General features: G+C 63.8%; 18 protein-coding genes and 1 pseudogene. 13 read left to right on the top strand and 6 right to left on the bottom strand.

Translation table 11 applies throughout. The features are described 5' to 3' along the window. Nucleotides 1-18: 18 nt before the first annotated feature. Entirely contained in the window at nucleotides 19-1,110 is a 1,092-nt protein-coding gene (locus ARADN35_RS0103175) for a GTP pyrophosphokinase (RefSeq protein ID WP_010458888.1), read from the bottom strand. A gap of 232 nt (nucleotides 1,111-1,342) precedes the next feature. Between ARADN35_RS0103175 and ARADN35_RS28460 the strand changes: the two are divergent. Both ARADN35_RS28460 and ARADN35_RS25755 read left to right on the top strand, forming a co-directional pair. Beyond that, nucleotides 1,343-2,136, top strand: a pseudogene (locus tag ARADN35_RS28460) (CHASE domain-containing protein); the annotation flags it as partial. Then, complete coding sequence (locus ARADN35_RS25755; RefSeq protein ID WP_373404757.1) at nucleotides 2,122-4,146, top strand: putative bifunctional diguanylate cyclase/phosphodiesterase; 2,025 nt, start codon at nucleotides 2,122-2,124, stop codon at nucleotides 4,144-4,146. The pseudogene ARADN35_RS28460 and the gene ARADN35_RS25755, both read left to right, overlap by 15 nt. Nucleotides 4,147-4,184: 38 nt before the next feature. Here ARADN35_RS25755 and ARADN35_RS0103165 read toward each other — a convergent pair whose 3' ends face one another. Beyond that, the gene (locus ARADN35_RS0103165; protein WP_029413080.1) at nucleotides 4,185-4,712 is read right to left on the bottom strand and encodes a GNAT family N-acetyltransferase; all 528 of its coding nucleotides are present in this window, start codon (nucleotides 4,710-4,712) and stop codon (nucleotides 4,185-4,187) included. A gap of 71 nt (nucleotides 4,713-4,783) precedes the next feature. Then, nucleotides 4,784-5,815 (bottom strand): tRNA dihydrouridine(20/20a) synthase DusA, encoded by a 1,032-nt coding sequence (gene dusA / locus ARADN35_RS25750; protein WP_258070073.1) that lies wholly within the window; start codon nucleotides 5,813-5,815, stop codon nucleotides 4,784-4,786. A gap of 360 nt (nucleotides 5,816-6,175) precedes the next feature. On the opposite strand from dusA, the gene ARADN35_RS0103155 reads away from it, so the two are divergent. After that, a complete protein-coding gene (locus ARADN35_RS0103155) occupies nucleotides 6,176-6,763 on the top strand; it encodes a lysophospholipid acyltransferase family protein (protein WP_010458882.1) in 588 nt (195 codons plus the stop codon). A 101-nt stretch (nucleotides 6,764-6,864) separates the two neighbouring features. On the opposite strand, the gene ARADN35_RS0103150 is transcribed toward ARADN35_RS0103155, so the two are convergent. Beyond that, nucleotides 6,865-7,317: an Lrp/AsnC family transcriptional regulator gene (locus ARADN35_RS0103150; RefSeq protein ID WP_010458880.1), complete on the bottom strand. Its 453-nt coding sequence runs from the start codon at nucleotides 7,315-7,317 to the stop codon at nucleotides 6,865-6,867. Between the two features lie 170 nt (nucleotides 7,318-7,487). On the opposite strand from ARADN35_RS0103150, the gene ARADN35_RS0103145 reads away from it, so the two are divergent. Continuing rightward, entirely contained in the window at nucleotides 7,488-8,609 is a 1,122-nt protein-coding gene (locus ARADN35_RS0103145; RefSeq protein WP_010458878.1) for a saccharopine dehydrogenase family protein, read from the top strand. 16 nt (nucleotides 8,610-8,625) lie between these two features. On the opposite strand, the gene ARADN35_RS0103140 is transcribed toward ARADN35_RS0103145, so the two are convergent. Beyond that, the gene (locus ARADN35_RS0103140) at nucleotides 8,626-10,482 is read right to left on the bottom strand and encodes an AMP-dependent synthetase/ligase (protein WP_035198124.1); all 1,857 of its coding nucleotides are present in this window, start codon (nucleotides 10,480-10,482) and stop codon (nucleotides 8,626-8,628) included. 409 nt (nucleotides 10,483-10,891) lie between these two features. Here ARADN35_RS0103140 and ARADN35_RS0103135 point away from each other — a divergent pair, with 409 nt between their 5' ends. Beyond that, the gene (locus tag ARADN35_RS0103135) at nucleotides 10,892-12,055 is read left to right on the top strand and encodes a GGDEF domain-containing protein (protein WP_010458875.1); all 1,164 of its coding nucleotides are present in this window, start codon (nucleotides 10,892-10,894) and stop codon (nucleotides 12,053-12,055) included. Between the two features lie 51 nt (nucleotides 12,056-12,106). Here the strand turns inward: ARADN35_RS0103135 and ARADN35_RS0103130 are convergent, their stop codons facing one another. Beyond that, a complete protein-coding gene (locus ARADN35_RS0103130) occupies nucleotides 12,107-12,742 on the bottom strand; it encodes a GntR family transcriptional regulator (protein WP_010458874.1) in 636 nt (211 codons plus the stop codon). Between the two features lie 155 nt (nucleotides 12,743-12,897). Here ARADN35_RS0103130 and scpA point away from each other — a divergent pair, with 155 nt between their 5' ends. The 8 genes from scpA (at nucleotide 12,898) to ARADN35_RS0103095 (ending at nucleotide 22,116) form a co-directional block, all read left to right on the top strand. Continuing rightward, the gene (gene scpA / locus ARADN35_RS0103125) at nucleotides 12,898-15,069 is read left to right on the top strand and encodes a methylmalonyl-CoA mutase (RefSeq protein ID WP_010458873.1); all 2,172 of its coding nucleotides are present in this window, start codon (nucleotides 12,898-12,900) and stop codon (nucleotides 15,067-15,069) included. Between the two features lie 31 nt (nucleotides 15,070-15,100). Continuing rightward, nucleotides 15,101-15,571, top strand: coding sequence for a hypothetical protein (locus ARADN35_RS27775; RefSeq protein ID WP_139019159.1), 471 nt, complete (start codon nucleotides 15,101-15,103; stop codon nucleotides 15,569-15,571). Next, the gene (gene meaB, locus ARADN35_RS0103120; protein ID WP_029413076.1) at nucleotides 15,561-16,589 is read left to right on the top strand and encodes a methylmalonyl Co-A mutase-associated GTPase MeaB; all 1,029 of its coding nucleotides are present in this window, start codon (nucleotides 15,561-15,563) and stop codon (nucleotides 16,587-16,589) included. Before ARADN35_RS27775 ends, meaB begins: the two co-directional genes overlap by 11 nt. Before the next feature lie 33 nt (nucleotides 16,590-16,622). Further along, complete coding sequence (locus ARADN35_RS0103115; protein WP_010458871.1) at nucleotides 16,623-18,155, top strand: acyl-CoA carboxylase subunit beta; 1,533 nt, start codon at nucleotides 16,623-16,625, stop codon at nucleotides 18,153-18,155. Nucleotides 18,156-18,176: 21 nt separating this feature from the next. Then, nucleotides 18,177-18,632: a PH domain-containing protein gene (locus ARADN35_RS0103110; protein WP_010458870.1), complete on the top strand. Its 456-nt coding sequence runs from the start codon at nucleotides 18,177-18,179 to the stop codon at nucleotides 18,630-18,632. A 23-nt stretch (nucleotides 18,633-18,655) separates the two neighbouring features. Beyond that, nucleotides 18,656-20,704, top strand: coding sequence for an acetyl-CoA carboxylase biotin carboxylase subunit (locus ARADN35_RS0103105; protein ID WP_010458869.1), 2,049 nt, complete (start codon nucleotides 18,656-18,658; stop codon nucleotides 20,702-20,704). Nucleotides 20,705-20,780: 76 nt separating this feature from the next. Continuing rightward, nucleotides 20,781-21,542 (top strand): YdcF family protein, encoded by a 762-nt coding sequence (locus tag ARADN35_RS0103100; RefSeq protein ID WP_010458868.1) that lies wholly within the window; start codon nucleotides 20,781-20,783, stop codon nucleotides 21,540-21,542. 103 nt (nucleotides 21,543-21,645) lie between these two features. Then, the gene (locus ARADN35_RS0103095; RefSeq protein WP_010458866.1) at nucleotides 21,646-22,116 is read left to right on the top strand and encodes a VOC family protein; all 471 of its coding nucleotides are present in this window, start codon (nucleotides 21,646-21,648) and stop codon (nucleotides 22,114-22,116) included. Nucleotides 22,117-22,356: the final 240 nt, after the last annotated feature.

Genomic DNA, 22,356 nt, shown 5'->3' with positions numbered 1-22,356 from the left:
AATCCAATTTTTAAAAGACTATTGCGGCTTTGATTCGGTCTGCTCCTGCAGCCATGCCTCGAAAGACTCCCGGGCCGAGTTGCGCAATGCAGGGCGGAACGCAGCCTTGTTACTCAGGTACAAGCAGTGGCGGATCACGGTGTACGGATTGAAGCTGGCCTGGGGGTTGTGTTCTTCAAAGTGCTGCTTGTAGCGCTTGACCACGCCCACGGTCTCGCGCATCAGCGCATTGAAGCGTGCCCGCGTCATGCCACGCGACCACGCCTGGATGTCGTCCACAAAACCGTCCACCTTGGAAGGCTCGAACTCAAAATCCTTGAAGAAGTGCGTCGCAATCTTGAGGAAGGTGAACGCATTGAGCTCGCTGCTGGGAGCCTGCGCCTTGCTGGGGGCCTGGGGGTTGTCGACGGCAGCGGGGTCGGGCAGCGGCTCTGCGGTTTCGTCGGGTGCCTGCAGCAATTCAGCGGCCGTGGCGTCGCGGATCTGGCGAAACTCGCGGTCGGCCAGCTCGAACAGGGCAGACAGCACGTTGATGCGCCGCTTGAGTTCGCCGGGAATCGACTTCTTGTATTTGATCCGGTGGTCCAGCACGCTCCAGGAGTCCTGGATGATGGTGCGCACCTGCAGCTCGAAGGGCAGGTGGGCATAGGCGGCGTGCTCGGGCTGGGTGCGCTCCGTGGTGCTGAGCTTGAGGTCCAGGTGCAGGCCCTTGTAGCCAAACGAGGCCTCGGTGCTCTCCACCGCCGTCACCTTGTCGGTGACATCGATCACGGCAAAGTGCCCGCGCACGATGGCCGCGATCTTCTCCAGCTCGTCCTCGTACAGGCACACCACCCGCACGCCGACCAGGTCGGTGATATAGCTCTGGATCTCGTAGGGCGTGTTGTTTTCCTCCAGCGCCGGGCGGTACTTGCGCACAAACTTGCGGATGCACTCGTCCGCATCCTTGACGCGGCCCTCCACCTTGGCGACTTCCACGCCGCCCGCACGCGTGACCACGGCGGCGACCATGTCGGTGAGGGCGGCGCAGGCCGCGTCCAGCGCCACAGACTGCTGCGCGTAGAACGCACGGAAATGGGATTCCTCCAGGTCGAAATCAAGCGATGGCATGCCAGGTCTTTGGTGTGCGAGGGTGGTTGGGGGGAGCTGTGCTCAGGCTCCTGGAAAGTATTGGCGACGGTGCGAAGGAAGCATATCCAACAATGCCGACCATGCGCTGCGCCTGGGTGAAAAGTGTGTGCGCAAATACTGCTTTTTTGTGCGGGACAGGTGCTCATAATGGTGGAGTTCGCCCACGGTGGCGGCTTTCGCTGACCGCAGCGGAATCACCCCCAAGAACGCCATGACGCAACATTCTCACCAAGGGACCGAGGTAGCCGCTGAGTCGGCGCCAGCCGTACCGTCCCCGGATGGATGGAGTGGGGCCACCAACCATCGGTGGCTGCCCGTGTTGCTGCCGCCCCTGGTGGGGCTGCTCACCCTGGGATTGACCTTTCTTTATTGGCAAAGCGAAGAAGGCGGCGCCCGCGCCAAGCGGGAGCAGAACTTTCAGGCCGCGGCCGACCAGATCGCCTACAACCTCAAGGACCGAATGGCCACCTACGAGGTGGTGCTTCGTGGGGTCAAGGGGTACTTTGAAGGGTCCGAGCGCATCGACCGGGCCGAGTTCCAGGCCTATGTGGGCGCCCTGCAATTGCGGGAAACGCGCCCGGGCCTGCAGGGCGTTTCACTCATCCTGCAGTTGCCTGCGTCCGCGCTGGCTGCGCACCTGGATGACATGCGCCAACGTGGGTACGCCCAATACACCGTGCGCCCCGAAGGCGCACGCGAGGTGCTGGCCCCCATCACCCACATCGAGCCCCTGGAGGGCAACAACCTGAAGGCGCTGGGGTTTGATGTGCTGACCCTTCCCCCGCCAAGGAAGCGCTGGACCGCGCCCGCGACACCGGGATGCTGGCGTTGTCCGGCCAGCTGACACTTCTGCAGGACAACAGCCCAGGCTTGGTGATGTACATGCCGCTGTATGGCGCGGGCACCGATGCGCGCACGGTGGAGGGCCGGCGCACCGGGCTGGCCGGTTGGGTATCGGCGCCGTTTCGGCTGGAAGACGTGGTCCGCGGCATGTCGCGCGAGTTCGATGCCGACATCGGTTTCCGGATCTCTGACGGCACCCAAGCTGGCGCCGCCGAGACCCTGCTTTTCACCAACGTTGCGCGGCCGGCTGAGGGCACTGAAACCGCCATCCAGGCTTTGCAGGCCCGGCGTGTGCTGGAGCTGGGCGGCCGGCGCTGGGTACTGCACATGTCGCCCCAGCCAGCGTTTGCCGAACGCTTCCAGGACGAAGGCCACCACCCCGTGGCCCTGATGGGATCGGTGCTGAGCCTGCTGCTGGCCTGGTTCACCTGGCTGCTTGCCACCGGGCGCGAGCGGGCTGTGGCGCTGGCGCGCGACATGACGGCGGAGCTGCGCGCCACGCGCGATGATCTGGAAAGCACGCTCAACGCCATCCCCGACCTGCTCTTTGAGCTGGGCCTGGACGGACGCATTCACCACTACCGATCGGCACGCTCTGAAGAGCTGGCCGTGCCCCCCGACATGCTTCTCGGACGGCTGCTGCGAGACGTTGTGCCCCCCGAAGCCGCCGCCGGTTGCCATGCAGCGCTGGAGGCCGCGCACCGCACGGGCTATTCGGCAGGCCACCAGTACCGGCTGGAACTCCATGGCGCCACACACTGGTTCGAGCTGTCCATTGCCCGCAAGGAAAGCGCTGCGCCCGGCGACGCCCCCCGGTTCATCGCGCTCTCGCGCGACATCACCGAACGCAAGCGGGCCGAGGCGCGCACGCACCAGCTGGCTTATTTCGACGCGCTCACTGGCCTGCCCAACCGGCGCATGCTGCTCGACCGCATGGAGCACGCTTTGTTCAGCGCCCAGCAAACGGCGCAGGTCGGCGCCGTGCTGTACATCGACCTCGACAACTTCAAGCAGATCAACGACGCGCGTGGGCATACGCTGGGCGACACGCTGCTCATGCAGGTGGCGCTCCGCCTCACGCAGCAATTGCGCCCCGGCGACACCGTGGCCCGCCTGGGCGGGGACGAGTTTGTGGTGCTGGCGCACAACGTGGCGTCCGACATGGAGGCCGCTGGGCGCCAGGCCTTGCTGGTGGCCGAAGAGATCCGTACTGCGCTGGAGGCCCCGTACACCATCGACACCCACCTCTACAGCACCACGGGCAGCATTGGCATCACGCTGTTCCCCAAGCGCGGCGAGGGTGTGGAAGACCTGCTGCGCGAGGCCGACACCGCCATGTACCGCGCCAAGGACCTGGGCCGCAACCGCATCCGCTTTTATGAAGCGGCCATGCAGGCCGACGTGCAGGAGCGCCTGGCGCTGGAGCAGGACCTGAAGAAAGCCCACGCCCTGGGCCAGCTGGCTGCCTTTGTGCAAAACCAGGTGGACGCAGCGGGCACCGTGGTGGGCGGCGAGCTGCTGATGCGCTGGGACCACCCCGTGCGCGGCAATGTGCCGCCCAGCCGTTTTATCCCCATCGCCGAGGCCTCGGGCCTGATCCTGCGCATGGGCGACTGGATGATCCAGCAGGCCTGCGAAACCCTGGCGCGCCTGCAGGCTGCGGGGCGCGAGCTGTCGCTGTCGGTCAACGTCAGCGAACGGCAGTTCCGCCAGGACGATTTTGTCGAGCGCGTGCGCCATGTGCTGGCCCACACCGGCGCCCATCCTGCCAACCTGATCCTGGAAGTGACCGAAAGCCTGCTGATCGAAAACCTGGACGACACCATCGCCCGCATGACCGAGATCGTGGGCCTGGGCGTGCGGTTTTCCATCGATGACTTTGGCACCGGCTATTCGAGCCTGGCCTACCTCAAGCGGCTGCCACTGTACGAGCTCAAGATCGACAAGAGCTTTGTGGATGACACCCCCGACGACCCGAGCGACACCGCCATCGTGCAGTCCATCATCTCGGTGGCCCGCCACCTGCACCTGCGTGTGGTGGCCGAGGGCGTGGAGACACGCGCCCAGGCGGATTTTCTGGTGGAGAGCCAGTGCGAATGCCTGCAGGGCTACCTGTTCGGTCGGCCTGAGCCGCTGGCGGTATGGCTGGGGCGATTGACCCCACCACCCTGAGCCGCAGAGCGCGCTGAATGAGGGGCTACACCGTGCGATCAGATGTGCGAAGTGGCCCCATCGGCCACGATGGCCCAGCGCTCATGGTCGCGCCAGCGGCCGTTGATCTTGAGATAACGGCGCGAAAAGCCTTCTTGTAGAAACCCACAAGCCCGAACCAGCGCGATGGACGCTTCGTTGCCGGGCTGGATGTTCGCCTCCAGCCGGTGCAGCTTCAATGGCCCAAAGGCGTGGCGCAGCAGCTGTTGCAAGCCTGCACGCATCACACCTTGGCGCTCGTAGCCTGCAAAGACGTAGTAGCCCAGGTAGGCGCTGCGAAAGTTGCCCATCACGATCTGTGAGAGATGGAAGGCTCCCGCGATCTGATCCCCACCGCCATCCTTGTCCGGCAGGCACACCAAAAACCCCTGGTTCGCAGGCGCGTCCATTTGCGCTAGGTAGGCGGCAAACGCCTCGGGGGTTGATGGCGCCGAGGTCCAGGGCGCATGCAGGACGCGGCTGCGCTGGGCCAGCGCGATAAAACGCTCTTCATCGGCCGCCACGGGGGCGCGCAGGGAGATGGGCACGGGGGGTTTTACGCGCATCTTCTCGCGCTTGTGCATTTGCTCTGTACCTCGGTGGCCACCGCAGGGCGGCGTCAGACCGGCAAGGCCTGGGCTGTTTGCTCGGACGCAGACTCAGGTGCAGCGCTGGCATACGACTGCACCGCCAGCGCATGCACCTCGCGTGCAGGGCGGTCCTTGAGCAGATGGTTGCTCCACGCCTGGCGCCAGATGCGGGCGCCGGGCAGGCTGTGGCGCAGGCCCAGCATATGGCGGGCGATGTGGGGCCAGGGCGTGCCGTACTGGGCGGCCTCACGTTCCATGTATTCGACCATTGCCAGCTCCACCTCCTCGCGGGTCAGAGGGCAGGGGGCGCCGCCGTAGTAGAGCTGGTCCCAGCGGGCCAGCCACCAGGGGTTGTGGTACGCCTCGCGGCCGATCATCACGCCGTCGAGATGCTCCAGCTGCTCCTGCACCACGGCATCGGTCGCGATACCTCCATTGATGGCGATGGTGAATTGCGGAAACTCGGCCTTGAGCTGGTGCACCACCTCATACCGCAGCGGCGGGATGTCGCGGTTTTCCTTGGGGCTCAGACCTTGCAGCCAGGCATTGCGCGCATGCACGATGAACACGGTGCAGCCAGCGTCGGCCACGGTGCCGATGAAGTCGCGCACAAAGCCGTAGTCCTCCACCTTGTCGATGCCGATGCGGTGCTTGACCGTGACGGGCACGTCGACCACGTCCTTCATGGCCTTCACGCAGTCGGCCACCAACTGGGGCGACTTCATCAGGCTGGCACCAAACGCGCCACGCTGCACGCGGTCGCTCGGGCAGCCGCAGTTGAGATTGATCTCGCCGTAGCCCCACTGCGCACCCAGGCGCGCGGCCTCGGCCAGCCTGTCGGGCTCGTTGCCGCCCAGTTGCAGGGCCACGGGATGCTCTTCGGCGTTGAAACGCAGGTGGCGCTCGGTGCCGCCATGGATGATGGCACCCGCGTTCACCATCTCGGTGTACAGCAGGGTCTGGCGGGTCAGCAGCCGGTGAAAATAACGGCAGTGGCGGTCGGTCCAGTCCATCATCGGGGCGACGGACATGCGCCAGGGGCTCAAAACGGGGGATTCCACAGCAGTCAAAGGGGGCAAACGAAAGACAAGTACGGGCTGCAGCGGCGCGCCCTGGTCGGGCCCGCCACGAGGCTACAGGGGGAGGAGGGCATGATTATCCCATCGACCCACAAGCTGCGCCAGCCTGTGGATATGGGGGAAAATAGGCCCTTCCGCTTGATGGGTAAGCGCTGATAGCTATAAAAATAATAGTAATGCAGTGTGCTCGTTCTGGGAATGGCGCCAGCCCTTGTCCTGCCACAAGGCAGGGCCAAGGCGGCATCGGCGATACTCGCGGCGCTTTTCTGATGTGCGACCCGATGCCGATGTGGCCGGTCGTGCTGCCGCGTCCTGCGGGCCCTGTCTGCCGCTGTATCCCCCATGCACCACACGATTTTTGACACGCCGGTTGTCAACACCTTGCTGCGCGCCTTGTCGCGCGCCACCTTGCGCCTGACGGGCTGGACGGTGGAAGGCGCCTTGCCCGCCCACGCCGCCAAAAGCGTGCTGATCGCCGCCCCGCACACCAGCAACTGGGACCTGCCGTACACGCTGATGCTGGCGTTTTCGCTGCGCCTGCGGGTGTACTGGATGGGCAAGCAGAGCCTGTTCCGTGCGCCGTTTGGCGGCGTGATGCGATGGCTGGGCGGCATTCCCGTCAACCGGGATCAGGCGAACAACCTGGTGGCCAGCTCTGCCCGGGCCATGCGGGAGGCCGATGGTCCCATGCAGCTCATCGTGCCGCCCGAAGGCACACGCGGCAAGACGCGGCACTGGAAGACCGGCTTCTATTTCATCGCCCAGCAGGCGGGCGTACCCATCGTGCTCGCGTTTGTGGACTATGGCCGCAAAGTGGGCGGCCTGGGTCCGGTGTTCGAGCCCACGGGCGACCTGGACAGCGACATGGCGCGCATCAAGGCGTTTTATGCGCCGATCCAGGGCAAGAACCCGACGCAGTTCGACGCCTGAGTTTGTCAGTCAAAGTTTTCAATAAAATTGGGCTCTAGCGCTTATCTATAAAGCGCTAACAGCTATGAAAAATGAAGTGAATGCGCTGGCGGCAGACGCTTTCACGCGCCCACACTGCGCCGGTCAATCTTGCGGCTGAGCACGATGCTGGTCTGGGTCTGGTGCACGCCGTCGAGTTGCCCCACCTTGTCGAGCAGCGCATCAAGCTGCTCATGGCTCGTGCAGCGCAAGAACACCAGGTAGTCAAACGGCCCGCTCACGGCAGACACCTCTTCGACCTCGGCCATGGCCTCTAGCGCGCGCAGCACGGCGGGCGCAGTTTTGGGCAACACGCTGATGGAACACCACGCGCGCACGGTGGTGGCGTCGAGCCGGGCGCCCAGCCGCACCCCATATCCAGCGACCACGCCCGAGCGCTCCAGCCGTGCGATGCGCGCCACCACGGTGGTGCGGGCCAGTCCCAGCTTGCGCGCCAGCTGTGCCGTGCCCTCGCGGGCGTTGGCCTGCAGCAGGCTCAGCAGTTGGCGGTCGGTGTCGTCCAGGGCCTGGGTCATGGGCAATTCCTCAAAAAGTCATAACGGCCATCATATTCGCCGTTGTGGCGAGACAAAGAGCGGTTTTCGACGTTATAGGTGCTACACATTGACAGCATCATTGCCTAGCATCAAGGCATCTACAACACCTATCACCGCTGCACGCAGTGAGCACTACCGGGAGCGCCGCCATGACCACCTTTTCCACCCAATCCCACAAGACTGTCCGCCGCGCCATCACCATCCTGGGCGCAGGCCACATCGGCTTTGCCATGGCATTGCTGCTGCAGCAGGCCGGCGACTACGACACTCTGGTGGTGGACCGCGACCCTGCACGCCTGGCCGAAGTGGCGGCTCTGGGCGTATCTACCCAGTTGGCCACCGACGATGCGAGCCTGCAGGCCGCTATCGACGGCCGTTTTGCCGTGCTCAATGCACTGCCGTTTCACCGCGCTGTGCCGGTTGCGACGCTTTGCGCCGCAGCGGGAGTGCATTACTTTGACCTGACCGAAGACGTGGCCAGCACCCAGGCCATCCGCGCCCTGGCCGCCAACGCCCGCAGCGTACTCATGCCGCAATGTGGCCTCGCCCCGGGCTTCATCGGCATCGTGGGCAATGACCTGGCCCGCCGTTTTGACACGCTGCACACTTTGCGCATGCGCGTGGGGGCGCTCCCACGCTACCCACAAGGTGCCTTGCGCTACAACCTGACCTGGAGCACCGAAGGCCTCATCAATGAATACTGCAACCCCTGCGAGGCGATTGTGGACGGCGTGCGCACCACGGTACCCGCGCTGGAGGGGCTGGAGACCTTTGCCCTGGACGGCGTGGAATACGAGGCCTTCAATACTTCGGGTGGCCTGGGCACGTTGACGGAGACTCTGGCCGGCAAGGCGCGGCAGGTGGACTACCAGTCCATTCGCTACCCGGGCCACAACGCCATCCTCAAGCTGCTGCTCAACGACCTGCGCCTGCGCGACCGGCGCGATCTGCTCAAGGACATTCTCGAAACCGCCATTCCCACCACCGACCAGGACGTGATCGTGGTGTTTGCCACCGCATCGGGCCTGAAGGGCGGGCGGCTGGTGCAGGACTCGTACTCGGCCCACATCGTGGGCACCCAGGTGGCGGGGCACACGCTGAGCGCCATCCAGCTCACCACGGCCGCAGGCATCTGCACGGCGCTGGATCTGGTGGCACAGGGGCAGTTGCCGCAGCAGGGGTTTGTGGGGCAGGAGGCGGTGGGGCTGGCGGATTTTGTGGCGAACCGGTTTGGGGTGGTGTATGCGGGAGAGGGCGAGCTGGTGCTTTGACTTGACACCCCGGGGTTCAGCGCCCCGGCTTCTGGTACATCCCGTCAATCGCTTGCGCAAAGTTCGCCATCAGGTTGTTGCGCTTGAGCTTGAGCGTCGGCGTCATGAAGGTGTTCTCAATCGTCCAAGGGTCCAGCGTCAGGTGCACGGCGCGCGGCACGGCGTAGCGGGCAAAGCTGGCGGTGTTCTTCTCGATGCGGGCCAGCACGGCGCGGTGCACGCTGGGGTGGTTCAGGCTGTCGGTATCTTGCGCAGACAGGCCCAGGTCCGCCGCCAGACGCTGCCATTCACCCGCATTGAGCACGGCCACGCAGGCTATGAAGGGGCGGTTTTCGCCCACCACAAAGGCCTGCTCCAGCAGCGGGTCGGCCAGCAGTGCCAGTTCCAGGTCGCCCGGAGGGATCTTTTCGCCGGTGGATGTGACGATGATTTCCTTGATGCGGCCCTTGATGTAGATGCGGCCGTTCACGAGCTCAGCCTGGTCGCCTGTGCCCAGCCAGCCGTCGGGGCTCAGGATCTTGGCCGTGTCTTCGGGGCGCTTCCAGTAGCCCTTCATCACGATGGGGCCACGCACCTGCAGCTCGCGGTTCTCGCCGATGCGCACGTCCACGCCCGGCAGGGCCTTGCCCACGCAGGCCGGGTCGTTGTCATCGAGAGAGTTCACCGATACCACGGGCGCGGTTTCGGTCATGCCGTAGCCCTGGATGAGCGGCAGGCCCAGGCCCAGGAAGCACTTGGCAATGGTGGGTGACAGCGGCGCGCCACCGCTGACCGCCACGCGCACGCGGCCGCCAAACTGGGCCAGCAGCGGCTTTGCCACCAAAGCCTGCAGCACCGGCCAGGGCAGGGCGGCCATCCAGCCCGCGGCGCGGCCGTCCTCGGCCGCAGGAGCGGGCAGCCCTTGCATGGTGCAAAAACGCGCCCAGCCCCTGTGCTGTGCGGCTTCATACAACTGCATCTTCCAGGGCGTGGGCGATAGCTTTTCCAGCAGCTTGGCGTGGATGCGTTCGTAAATGCGTGGCACCGAGACCAGCACCGTGGGGCGCACGGTCTTCAGGTCTTCGGCCAACTGGGGCACTGAACGGGCATAGGCCACGCAGCTGCCGGCGGCAATCGGCAGGTAATAACCGCCCGTGCGTTCAAAGGTGTGCGACAGCGGCAGGAACGACAGGAACACGTCGTCCACCGTGGGTGCAATGCGGTCGAGCACGGCCTTCACGTCGCTGACCACGTTGTGATGCGTCAGCATCACGCCCTTGGGTTTGCCGGTGGTGCCGGACGTGTAGACGATGGCAGCCAGGTCGTCAGCATCCGGGGCCTTGGGTGCTGGAGCGCCGTCTGCATGTGCCGCGCCCGCCAGCCACTGGGCGAGCGAGCCCACCGCAGGGCCTTCACCAGAGCCGGCTGCGGCCTTGAAAGATGGCGTGTCGTCATCGGTGATCACCACCGCGCGCAAGGCCGGAAACCGCGTGCCCACGGCGCGGATCTTTTCCCACTGCTCGGCGTGACTCACGATCAGCATCGATGCGTCGCAGTCGGCCAGGATGTAGGCGATGCTGCCGGGGTTGTCGATGGCATGCAGGGGCACTGGCACGCAGCCCGTGGCCAGCGCAGACTGGTCGGCGCACATGGCGTTCAGCCCATTGGGCAGCAGGATGGCCACGCGCGCCGCAGCCGGAAGCTGCATGGCCGCCAAGGCCTGTGCCCAGGTGCCGACGTGCTGTGCAGCTTGCGCCCAGGTCAGGCTCATCCAGGATTGGGTGGTGGGGTTGAAGGCGCGGTACGCCTCGGCATTGGGGGTGCAGGCAGCGCGGTAGGCGAGGAGCTGGGGCAGCGTTTGCACGCTGGCGATATCGGAGGGGATGGGAGACATGGAACCTGCGGTGAAGGCTGTGCGCGCCAAAGGCGCACAACCTCAGTGAAAACCCGCGGAATCATACCGATCGAACCTGCTGGAAACGCCCGCGCCGAGACCTCTTGTGTTGCAAATGGTGCGTTCCGATTTTCGGAATGCTCCGCGCCTGTGCTTTGGCGCAGCCCCCTGCCAGCCCGTGCATTGGCGCGCTGCGGGGCGGGTCGCTGTGCTTTCTCCGCAGTGCGTTGGGTGACGCCAAGGGGTTCGGTCGACCCTCGGAACCGGGCTGCCGAAGAGCCTTCGCACGATGCGCGGGCTGATTGCAAGCCGGGTCGGCCACAATGTCCCACCTTCCGCCGATATGAAAAGGGGAGGCCACCTCCTCGTTCGCCACCCCGCCGCAAACCGCCATTTCGCCCCCGCCGCCATGGATCCCGTCACCATCTTCATTGTTGCCACGCTGATGATGCTGGCCAACGGGTGGGTGCTGGGCCTGATGCGCAAGAGCTTCCCTGTGGCCTTGCGCACCTGCACCGAAACCTGGCGCATCGCTACGCTGCTGCTGGCGGGCAGTGCCGTGATGTACGCGTCGCGCGACCATATGCCCCTGGGGCTGGCGTCGCCGCTGGCCAACGGGCTGGTGCTGCTGGGGTGCACGGGCTACTGGCGTGCGCTAAGGCAGTTTTATGGCCTGCCGGATCTGCGCTGGATGTTGGCCCCGGCTGCGGTGGGCATCCTGGGAATACTCTGGTTCGCGGTGCTCCGGCCGGACACGCGCATGCGTGTGTTCATTCTTTCGACCTGCTGCGTGTTCTTGCTGCTGGCAAGCTTTGTGTTGCTGGTGTCGCAGAAATCACCCGATGGTGCACACAGCCGCCGCGTGATGGCGAGCCTGTTTGCCTTTGTGGCGGGGTTCACAGTGTTTCGGGCGGCTTATTTTTTGGGGCGTGGCATCAGTCCGTCCTTTGACATCACGGGCGACGGTGCTTGGATCAACATGGCCAGCCCCATGATCACCGCATTGCTGCCCGTGGTGGGGACGACGGCCTTTTTGCTCATGTGCTCCGAACGCATTGGCCGCCAGTGGGAGCTGGCAGCCTCCACCGACTACCTCACGGGCCTTCCCAACCGCCGCACGCTGGTCACGGTGGGGGAGCGGCGATTTGCAGAGAGGCCGCAACAGGCACGCGGTCTGGCCCTGGCTGTGATCGATATCGATCATTTCAAGGCCATCAACGACTGCCACGGACATGAAGTGGGGGACGTGGCGCTGCGGCATGTGGCCGTACACCTGCGCACAGCATGCCGGGGCAGCGATCTGGCGGCACGCCACGGTGGCGAGGAGTTTGTGGTGCTGTGGGAGGGGCTGGACACTGCTGCCGCCCTGACGGCTGGCGAGCGCCTGCGCGCGCTGGTGGCTGGGGAGCCTCTGTATGCGGGCGGGGTGTTCATCCCCATGACCATTTCCTTGGGTGTGGCCGCGGCGGGCGAAGGGGACCGCAGTTTTCACGACCTGCTGCGCCGCGCCGACGAGGCGCTCTATGCCGCCAAGGCCGGTGGGCGCAACCGCGTGGAGCCGGCTAAAAACTGAGCCGATACATCACAAGCCCGCGACAAGCCGGCTTGTGCTGGCAGCTTCCAATCAGGTCGCCGCTTCCAACCCCTGCGCAAAATGCGCCTGCATGGCCTTCACCGTGCCCTTGGCATCGCGTGCCACCATCGCAGCCAGGATGGTGCGGTGTTCGTTCAGCGAGTCTTCAATCCGCCCCTGCTTGAGCAGCGAGTTGTGGCGGTTGAGTTTCATCACCTTGCGCAGGTCGGCCACCATCTGGCTGCGCCAGCGGTTGTCGGCCAGCTCCAGCAGCAGCATGTGAAAACGCTCGTTCACCGCAAAAAAGCGCTCGCGTTCGCCAGCGGCGGCCTCCAGTTCAGCATGCAGGTCTTGCAGCGTTTGCAGCTGGGCCGGTGTGGCGGTGGTGGCCACCACGCCTGCTGCATCACTCTCCAGCAGGCTGAGCAGGTGGTACACGTCGCGCAGGTCTTTTTCGCTCATTTCGGTCACATAGGCGCCACGGCGCACCTTCATCGTGACCAGGCCTTCGGCCGCCAACACCTTGAGCGCCTCGCGCAGGGGGGTGCGGCTGATGCCGAATTCTTCGGCAATCTTCAATTCGTCGATCCAGCTGCCGGGCTCCAGTTCGCGGCGGAAGATGCGCTGGCGCAATTGCTCCGCCACTTCTTCGTAGAGTGCACGGGGCGTGAGGGTGAGGGCAGACATGGGCGGATTGTAAGCTGTGTGGAATATTTTGAATCAATAATTATGAATGATGTAAACTCGCCGCCACATCAATGCAAGTGGGCGGCAGCCGCCCGCGCGTCGTGTTTGACGCACTAACTTGACGCACCAACGCCATCTTCGGAGAAGCCTTCGCCATGAGTGACACGCCCCCCAACAATGCTCCCGAGTTCGCTGCCGCTTCGCTGGAGGCATGGGCCAAGGCCGCAGCCAAGTCCGCCCCCGGTGGCGATGTGAACGCCTTGAACTGGGTGACACCCGATGGCATCACCGTCAAGCCGCTGTACACGGCCGAAGACACGGCCAACCTGCCGTACGCCAACACGCTGCCTGGCTTCGAGCCCTACCTGCGCGGCCCCCAGGCCACCATGTATGCCGTGCGGCCCTGGACGATTCGCCAATACGCCGGTTTTTCGACCGCGGAAGAGTCCAATGCCTTCTACCGCAAGGCACTGGCCGCAGGCGGGCAGGGCGTGTCGGTCGCTTTCGATCTGGCCACCCACCGGGGCTACGACAGCGACCACCCCCGCGTGACCGGCGACGTAGGCAAGGCCGGCGTTGCCATCGACTCGGTGGAGGACATGAAGATCCTGTTCGACCAGATTCCGCTGGACAAAGTGTCGGTCTCCATGACCATGAACGGCGCCGTACTGCCCGTGCTGGCGGGCTACGTGGTGGCGGCGGAAGAGCAGGGTGTGTCGCAAGACCAGCTGTCGGGAACCATTCAGAACGACATTCTGAAAGAGTTCATGGTGCGCAACACCTACATCTACCCGCCCAAGCCTTCGATGCGCATCATCGGCGACATCATTGGCTACACGGCACGCAACATGCCCAAGTTCAACTCGATCTCCATCTCGGGTTACCACATGCAGGAGGCGGGCGCCAACCAGGCGCTGGAGCTGGCCTTCACGCTTGCCGACGGCAAGGAATACGTGAAGACGGCCATCGCCTCGGGCCTGGACGTGGACGAGTTCGCCGGGCGGCTGAGCTTCTTCTGGGCCATCGGCATGAACTTCTACCTCGAAGTCGCCAAGATGCGCGCCGCGCGCCTGCTGTGGTGCCGCATCATGAAGGAGACCGGCGCCAAGAACCCCAAGAGCCTGATGCTGCGCACGCACTGCCAGACTTCGGGTTGGTCGCTCACCGAGCAAGACCCCTACAACAACATCGTGCGCACCACCATCGAGGCCATGGCCGCGGTGTTTGGCGGCACGCAGAGCCTGCACACCAACGCGCTGGATGAAGCCATCGCGCTGCCCACCGAGTTCAGCTCGCGCATCGCGCGCAACACGCAGCTCATCATCCAGGAAGAGACGCACATCACCAACGTGGTCGACCCCTGGGCCGGCAGCTACATGATGGAAAAGCTCACCCAGGACATGATGGATGCCGCCTGGAAGATCATCGAAGAGGTCGAGGCCATGGGGGGCATGACGCAGGCCGTGGACAGCGGCTGGGCCAAGCTCAAGATCGAGGCTGCTGCGGCAGAGAAGCAGGCGCGCATTGACAGCGGCAAGGACGTGATCGTCGGCGTCAACAAATACAAGCTGGCCAAAGAAGACCCGGTCGACATCCTGCAGATCGACAATGTGAAGGTGCGCGACGGGCAGATCGAACGCCTGAAAAATATCAGGGCAAAACGCGACTCCGCGCTTGTGCAGCAGGCGCTGGATGCTCTCACTTCTGCAGCAGAAGACGGCAGTGGCAACCTGCTGGACTTGGCCATCAAGGCGGTGCGCTTGCGCGCCACCGTGGGCGAAGTGTCTGACGCGCTCGAAAAGGTGTTTGGGCGCCACCGCGCCGATACGCAAAAGGTGACCGGTGTGTACGCAGCCGCTTATGACTCGGCCGAAGGCTGGGACAAACTCAAGACCGAGATCAACGAATTTGCCGAAACCGAGGGCCGCCGCCCGCGCGTCATGATCGCCAAGTTGGGCCAGGATGGGCACGACCGGGGCGCCAAGGTGGTGGCCACCGCGTTTGCCGACCTGGGCTTTGACGTGGACATGGGCCCGCTGTTCCAGACCCCTGAGGAATGTGCGCGCCAGGCGATTGAAAATGACGTGCACGCCGTGGGCGTGAGCACGCTGGCAGCAGGGCACAAAACGCTGGTGCCCGCCATCATCCAGTCGCTCAAGGACCAGGGGGCGGACGACATCATCGTGTTTGTGGGCGGGGTGATCCCGGCGCAGGACTATGAGCACCTGTACGAGGCGGGCGTGAAGGGCATTTACGGGCCCGGCACGCCGATTCCGGCCAGTGCGAAGGATGTGCTGGAGCAGATCAAGAAATCGGTTCTGTCTTGAGCTTTGCTTTGATTGCTTCACTGTTCGTCATATGTCCGACGGTACTTTTTGTTCATCCTGTAGAACACCTATCGCAATTGATTGCGATGAGGCTGGTGTTCGTCTCCCCTGCCCAAATTGCGGTGCTTTGTATCGAACGGTGCAGATTTCTATCGTCGAAACGCTGCACGCCCTAGATGGCACAGGCATGAAAGTGAAGCGCCCCAGGGTAAAAAAACCGATCCTTGAACAATTCGATAAGCCAAGTTACTCGCACAGCCGAAAGGAATACGTACGCCATGTGAGGGTGATCGACCGTGAAGAAGATAAGTATTTAGAGATGGTTAGTCCATACGGATCAGAGGAGGCAATTCATCACTGTGAGGAGCCGCTTTCACAGCACGTGGGGCATGGCTCGGCAAAAAGTCAAAAAGCAACGGCAGACCAGAGGAAGGTTTCTGATTTCACTCCCCAAAGAATCGATGGGGAGGGTGCAGATGAAGGTGCAAGTAGTGAGCCCTAAAATATTCTTGGACGGTGTGTTGCAAGGGGGGGCGGTAGCCCAACGCCGCGCCATATCCAAGGCCATCACCCTGCTCGAATCCACCCGCACTGACCACCGCGCGCAGGCGGACGAGCTGCTCACCGCGCTGCTCCCGCATACCGGCAAAGCTTTCCGCCTCGGCATCAGTGGTGTGCCCGGCGTAGGCAAGTCCACCTTCATCGAAGCCTTGGGCCTGTACCTCATCGCCCAGGGCCACCGTGTGGCCGTGCTCACCATCGACCCCTCCAGCACTGTCTCCGGCGGCTCCATCCTGGGTGACAAGACGCGCATGGAACACCTGTCGGTGCACGAAAAAGCCTACATCCGCCCCAGCCCCTCCAGCGGCACGCTGGGCGGAGTCGCAGAGAAGACCCGCGAGGCCATGCTGGTCTGCGAGGCGGCGGGTTACGACGTGGTCATCGTCGAAACCGTGGGCGTGGGCCAGAGCGAGATCGCCGTGGCGGGCATGACGGACATGTTTGTGCTCATGCAGCTGCCCAACGCGGGCGACGACCTGCAGGCCATCAAGAAGGGCGTGATGGAGATTGCCGACCTGGTGGTCATCAACAAGGCCGACATCGACAAGAACGCCGCAACAAGGGCCGAGGCACAGATCACATCGAGCCTGCGCCTGCTCAGCCAGCACGGCAACCCCGAGAACGCGCACCACAATGAAACTTTGTGGCACCCCAAGGTCGTGCAGATGAGCGCGCTGCTGGGCCAGGGCGTGGACAGCTTCTGGGCCGCCGTCGCGCAGTTTCGCCAGCTGCAAACCGCCAATGGCCGCCTGGCCACGCGGCGCGAGAAGCAGGCGCTGTCCTGGATGTGGGAGCGCATCGACGCGGGCCTCAAGCTCGCGTTTCGCCAGCATCCGCAGGTCAAGGAGCTGCTGCCCCAGATGCAGGCCGATGTGGCAGCCGGGCGCATCGCGGCATCGACTGCAGCACGAAATCTGCTGCTGGCGCAATCCCATCCAGCGCAAGCAGCTATCAAATAGATAGTAAACAAACCCATTCACCAAAGGACGACCATGCAAGACATCCTGGATCAACTGGAGAAAAAGCGTGCGCTGGCACGCCTGGGCGGCGGGCAAAAGCGCATTGATGCGCAGCACGCCAAGGGCAAGCTCACGGCGCGCGAGCGCATTGAGCTGCTGCTGGACGACGGCACGTTCGAGGAATGGGACATGTTTGTCGAGCACCGCTGCACCGACTTTGGCATGGAGGACAACAAGATCCCCGGCGACGGCGTGGTGACGGGCTACGGCATGATCAACGGCCGCCTGGTGTTCGTGTTCAGCCAGGACTTCACGGTGTTCGGCGGCGCGCTCAGCGAAACCCATGCGGAGAAGATCTGCAAGGTGATGGATCAGGCCATGAAGGTCGGCGCGCCGGTCATCGGCCTCAACGACTCGGGCGGAGCGCGCATCCAGGAAGGCGTGGCGTCTCTCGGCGGCTATGCCGACGTGTTCCAGAAGAACGTGCTGGCCAGCGGCGTGATTCCGCAGATCAGCATGATCATGGGCCCCAGCGCCGGCGGCGCCGTGTACTCGCCGGCCATGACGGACTTCATCTTCATGGTCAAGGATTCGAGCTACATGTTCGTGACCGGTCCCGAAGTGGTGAAGACCGTGACGCACGAAGAAGTGACCGCCGAAGAGCTGGGCGGCGCCGTGACGCACACCACCAAGAGCGGTGTGGCCGACATGGCGTTTGAGAACGACGTGGAGGCGCTGATGATGCTGCGCCGCCTGTACAACTACCTGCCGCTCAACAACCGTGAGAAGGCTCCTGTTCGCCCCAGCAACGACCCGGCCGACCGAATGGACCGGAGCCTGGACACCCTGGTGCCCGAGAATCCCAACAAGCCCTACGACATGAAGGAGCTGATCCTCAAGACGGTGGACGACGGGGATTTCTTTGAGCTGCAGCCCGAGTACGCCAAGAACATCCTGATCGGCTTTGCCCGCATGGAAGGCCAGACCGTGGGCATCGTGGCCAACCAGCCGCTGGTGCTGGCGGGCTGCCTGGACATCAAGTCGAGCATCAAGGCCGCGCGTTTTGTGCGCTTCTGCGATGCGTTCAACATCCCGGTCGTCACGTTTGTGGACGTGCCCGGCTTCATGCCTGGCACCAGCCAGGAGTACGGCGGCATCATCAAGCACGGCGCCAAGCTGCTGTATGCGTATGCCGAGTGCACGGTACCCAAGATCACCGTCATCACCCGCAAGGCCTACGGCGGTGCGTACGACGTGATGAGCTCCAAACACCTGCGCGGCGACGTGAACCTGGCCTGGCCCAACGCCGAGATCGCGGTGATGGGCGCCAAGGGCGCGGTGGAAATCATCTTCCGCGAAGACAAGAACGACCCGGTGAAGCTGGCCGCGCGTGAGGCGGAATACAAGCAGCGTTTTGCCAACCCGTTCGTGGCCGGTGCTCGCGGCTTTATCGACGACGTGATCCTGCCGCATGAGACGCGCAAGCGCATCTGCCGGTCGCTGGTGATGCTGCGGGATAAGAAACTCGAAAATCCGTGGCGCAAGCACGGGAACATTCCGCTGTAGACAAGGCATCGGCATCCGGCAATGGCACAGATACGCTCGTTTTTCCCATCCAGGGTGGATTCATGGCTTATTGCCATCGGACCGCTCGCCGGATTGACGGCAATAACTGCAGTTGCAGGGGTTGTGGGGCCGTTCGTGCTGAATTCGGGCGGCGCGCCGCCGATGCTTGCGCTGTTGGCGGCCATCACGGCCTTTTCGCTACTGCTGCCATTGTGGCTGCTACTGGACACCAACTACACACTCACGGCGGAGGAGTTGCTGATTCGCTGTGGTCCGTTCCGCTGGCGCATAGCGTTGAGCGACGTGCGCGAGGTCTCGCCATCACGCAGTTGGATTTCCTCGCCCGCGCTGTCGCTAGACCGCTTGTGCATTCGCCATGGGGCGGGCCGAAGCATTTTGGTGTCGCCGCGCGAGAAGCAGCGCTTCATTGAAGCTTTGCGTCAGTGCTGTCCTTCTGTCTTAGTTACTGGTTTTTGAAATTTCCTTTTGAGGAACTTGTTATGTTCACCAAAATTCTGATCGCCAACCGTGGCGAAATCGCGTGCCGAGTCATCGCCACCGCCAAGAAAATGGGCATCGCCACCGTCGCCGTCTACTCCGACGCCGACAAGGAAGCCCGCCACGTCAAGCTGGCCGACGAGGCCGTACACATTGGCGCCGCGCCCTCGCGCGAGTCGTACCTGCTGGCTGACAAGATCATTGCCGCCTGCAAGCAAACCGGCGCACAGGCCGTGCACCCCGGCTACGGCTTCCTCTCCGAGAACGAAGCCTTTGCCAAGCGCTGCGAAGACGAGGGCATTGCGTTCATCGGCCCCAAGGCGCATTCGATTGCCGCCATGGGCGACAAGATAGCGTCCAAGAAGCTGGCCAACGAAGCCAAGGTCAACACCATCCCGGGCTACAACGACGCGATTGCCGGCCCCGAGCAGGCCGTAGAGATTGCCAAAGGCATTGGCTACCCCGTGATGATCAAGGCCTCGGCCGGCGGCGGCGGCAAGGGTCTGCGCGTGGCGTTCAACGACAAGGAAGCGTTCGAGGGCTTCACCAGCTGCCAGAACGAAGCTCGCAACAGCTTTGGCGATGACCGCATCTTCATCGAGAAGTTTGTGCAGGAGCCGCGCCACATTGAGATCCAGGTGCTGGGCGACAGCCACGGCAACGTGATTTATCTGAACGAGCGCGAGTGCTCCATCCAGCGCCGCCACCAGAAGGTGATCGAAGAGGCGCCATCGCCTTTCATCAGCGACGCCACCCGCAAGGCCATGGGCGAGCAGGCGGTGCAACTGGCCAAGGCCGTGAAGTACCAGAGCGCGGGCACGGTGGAGTTCGTGGTCGGCAAGGACCAGGACTTCTACTTCCTTGAAATGAATACCCGCCTGCAGGTGGAGCACCCGGTGACGGAATGCATCACCGGCCTGGACCTGGTGGAGCTGATGATTCGCGTGGCGGCGGGCGAGAAGCTGCCCCTCACGCAAGTCGACGTGAAACGCGAGGGCTGGGCCATCGAGTGCCGCATCAACGCCGAAGACCCGTTCCGCAACTTTTTGCCTTCCACCGGCCGCCTGGTGCGCTTTCAGCCACCCGAGGAGAGCATGTTCCAGGGCGACACCGACAAGAAGCTCGGTGTACGTGTTGACACTGGCGTGTACGAAGGCGGCGAGATCCCGATGTACTACGACTCGATGATCGCCAAGCTCATCGTGCACGGCACGGACCGCAACCATGCGATCGCCAAGATGCGTGCGGCGCTCAATGGCTTCGTGATCCGCGGCATCAGCAGCAACATTCCGTTCCAGGCGGCCCTGCTGGCCCACCCGAAATTCGTGACCGGCGAGTTCAACACCGGCTTCATCGCCGAACACTACGGCAAGGGCTTCCACTCTGAAGACGTGCCCCACGAGGACCCTTTGTTCCTGGTGGCGCTGGCGGCCTTCATGAACCGCCGCTACCGCGCTCGCGCCTCGGGCATCAGCGGGCAACTGGCGGGGCACGAGGTGAAGGTGGGCGAGCAATTTGTGGTGGTCACGCTGGGGGCCGAGGGCCAGAACGAGCACCATGCGGTGTCGGTCACCGACTTCCAGGACAAGTCGGGCTCCAGTGTGGTGGCCGTGGGCAACAAGAGCTACCAGATCAGCAGCGCCGCCACACTGGGCCAGATCCGTGTGCAGGGGCAGTGCAATGGCGCGGGTTTCACCGCCCAGGTGGAGCGGGGCGCTGGCAAGAACCCGCTGGCCCTGCGCGTTGCGCACAACGGCACGCAGATCGACACCATCGTGCTGTCGCCGCTGGGCGCACGCCTGCACCAATTGATGCCTTTCAAGGCACCGCCAGATCTGTCCAAGTTTCTGCTGTCGCCCATGCCTGGCCTGCTGGTGGATGTGGCGGTGCAGCCCGGCCAGAAGGTGCAGGCTGGCGAGAAGCTGGCCGTGATCGAAGCCATGAAGATGGAGAACATCCTCTTTGCCGCGCAAGATGGCGTGGTGGGCAAGGTGGTGGCGGGCAAGGGCGAGTCGCTGGCGGTGGACGACGTGATCATTGAGTTCCAGTGATGCGGCAACGCACTGCGGCTGCGGCCCGAACAATCTGTCACCTGGGTCCATTCCCGCAATGACGAGGGCCTTGCGCATGCTGCTCGCGCTGGCTGGCGGCGCGCTGTTGCTGGATGGTGCGGTGCTGATGGTTCTGGGGCACTTCAACCTGGGCACCATGCTGCCCGTTGCGCTGGGAGCCCTTTTTCTGGCTTTGGCGGTGTGGTGGGCTCCGCTGGCGCGCTGGCGGCACCATGACCGGCGGCGCCAGCAGTGGTGGTATGCCGGCTGGTGTGGTCTGGCGGCATGGATGCTTAGCGTGGCGGTTTTCTGGGCCTTTTTGCTGGATGCTGGCGTGTCTCCGGCCGAGGCGCCGCCGGTGCAGGCCATTGTGGTGCTGGGGGCTGGCATCCAGAACGGGCAACCGCGCCCGGCGCTGGCAGCGCGGCTGGACACGGCGGCCGCGCTGGCGCGATTGCAGCCCGCCGCCCTGATCGCGGTGTGTGGTGGCCAGGTCTGGGGCGCAACGGACACGGAAGCCGAGGTGATGGCGCGCTACCTGCAAGAACGCCACGGGATTTCACCTGAACGCCTGGTGCTGGAAAAGGCAAGCACCAGCACCGAACTGAACCTGGCATGGAGTCGCCCCTTGCTGCAGGCGCGCGGTGTGGCCGCCACGGCCCCCTTGGCGCTGGTGACCAGCGACTTCCACCTGCCGCGCGCCCTGCGCATTGCCCAGCGCCACGGCTTTACCCACATGGTGCCGGTGGCAGCACCCACGCCCCTGGCCACACGCTACAACGCCTGGCTGCGCGAATACTTCGCCACGCTGAGCAGTTGGGTGTTGCGCGAGGGGTAGGCACCAGGTCGCAAGCCACTCAAGTCGGCCATTTTTTGAATGAAATTGGCCGCTGGCGCTTAATGGGACTCTATTTTTAGCTATCAATCAAGGAGCAATCAGCATGACCGCATCCCACAGGCCCTTCCGAGTCCTGGGTATCCAGCAGGTCGCCATCGGCGGCACCGACAAGCAGCGCATGAAAACCCTGTGGGTGGACATGCTGGGCCTGACGCAGACCGGCACGTTCCAGAGCGAGCGCGAGAACGTGGACGAAGACATCCTGGCCATGGGGCAGGGCGTCCACAAGGTCGAGGTGGACATCATGCAGCCACTGGACATTGACAAAAAACCCGCCGTGCACACCACGCCGCTCAACCACATCGGCCTGTGGATCGACGATCTGCCCCGGGCTGTGGAATGGCTGACTGCGCAGGGCGTGCGTTTTGCGCCCGGCGGCATCCGCAAGGGTGCGGCGGGTTACGACATCACGTTTTTGCACCCCAAGAGCAATGACGAGTTTCCGATTGCGGGCGAGGGCGTGCTGATCGAGCTGGTCCAGGCCCCGGCCGACGTGATTGCTGCGCTGGGCTGACGGAGGGCTGTAGTCAAAAGCCTGAACGTCGGCCATCTTCAGGCGTATGTCCGGCAGATCGCGCGCCTGTTAGGTACAGATAACGACCGCCGCCGGAATTTTGATGCAGGCAAAAAACTCAACGCACGAAAACCTGGTAAATATCTCCAAATCACCGTCTTCTGTGCTCAAAAAATTCTGAATTTGACGGCTATTGGCACCACGTTTTTCTTGGCACCTTTTGTGACCCTGTGGCGTGTG

Source organism: Acidovorax radicis N35 (assembly GCF_000204195.1).
Taxonomy (GTDB): Bacteria; Pseudomonadota; Gammaproteobacteria; order Burkholderiales; family Burkholderiaceae_C; genus Acidovorax; species Acidovorax radicis.
The sequence above is the reverse complement of the archived record's forward strand: the minus strand, read 5'-3'. Positions and strand labels throughout refer to the sequence as shown.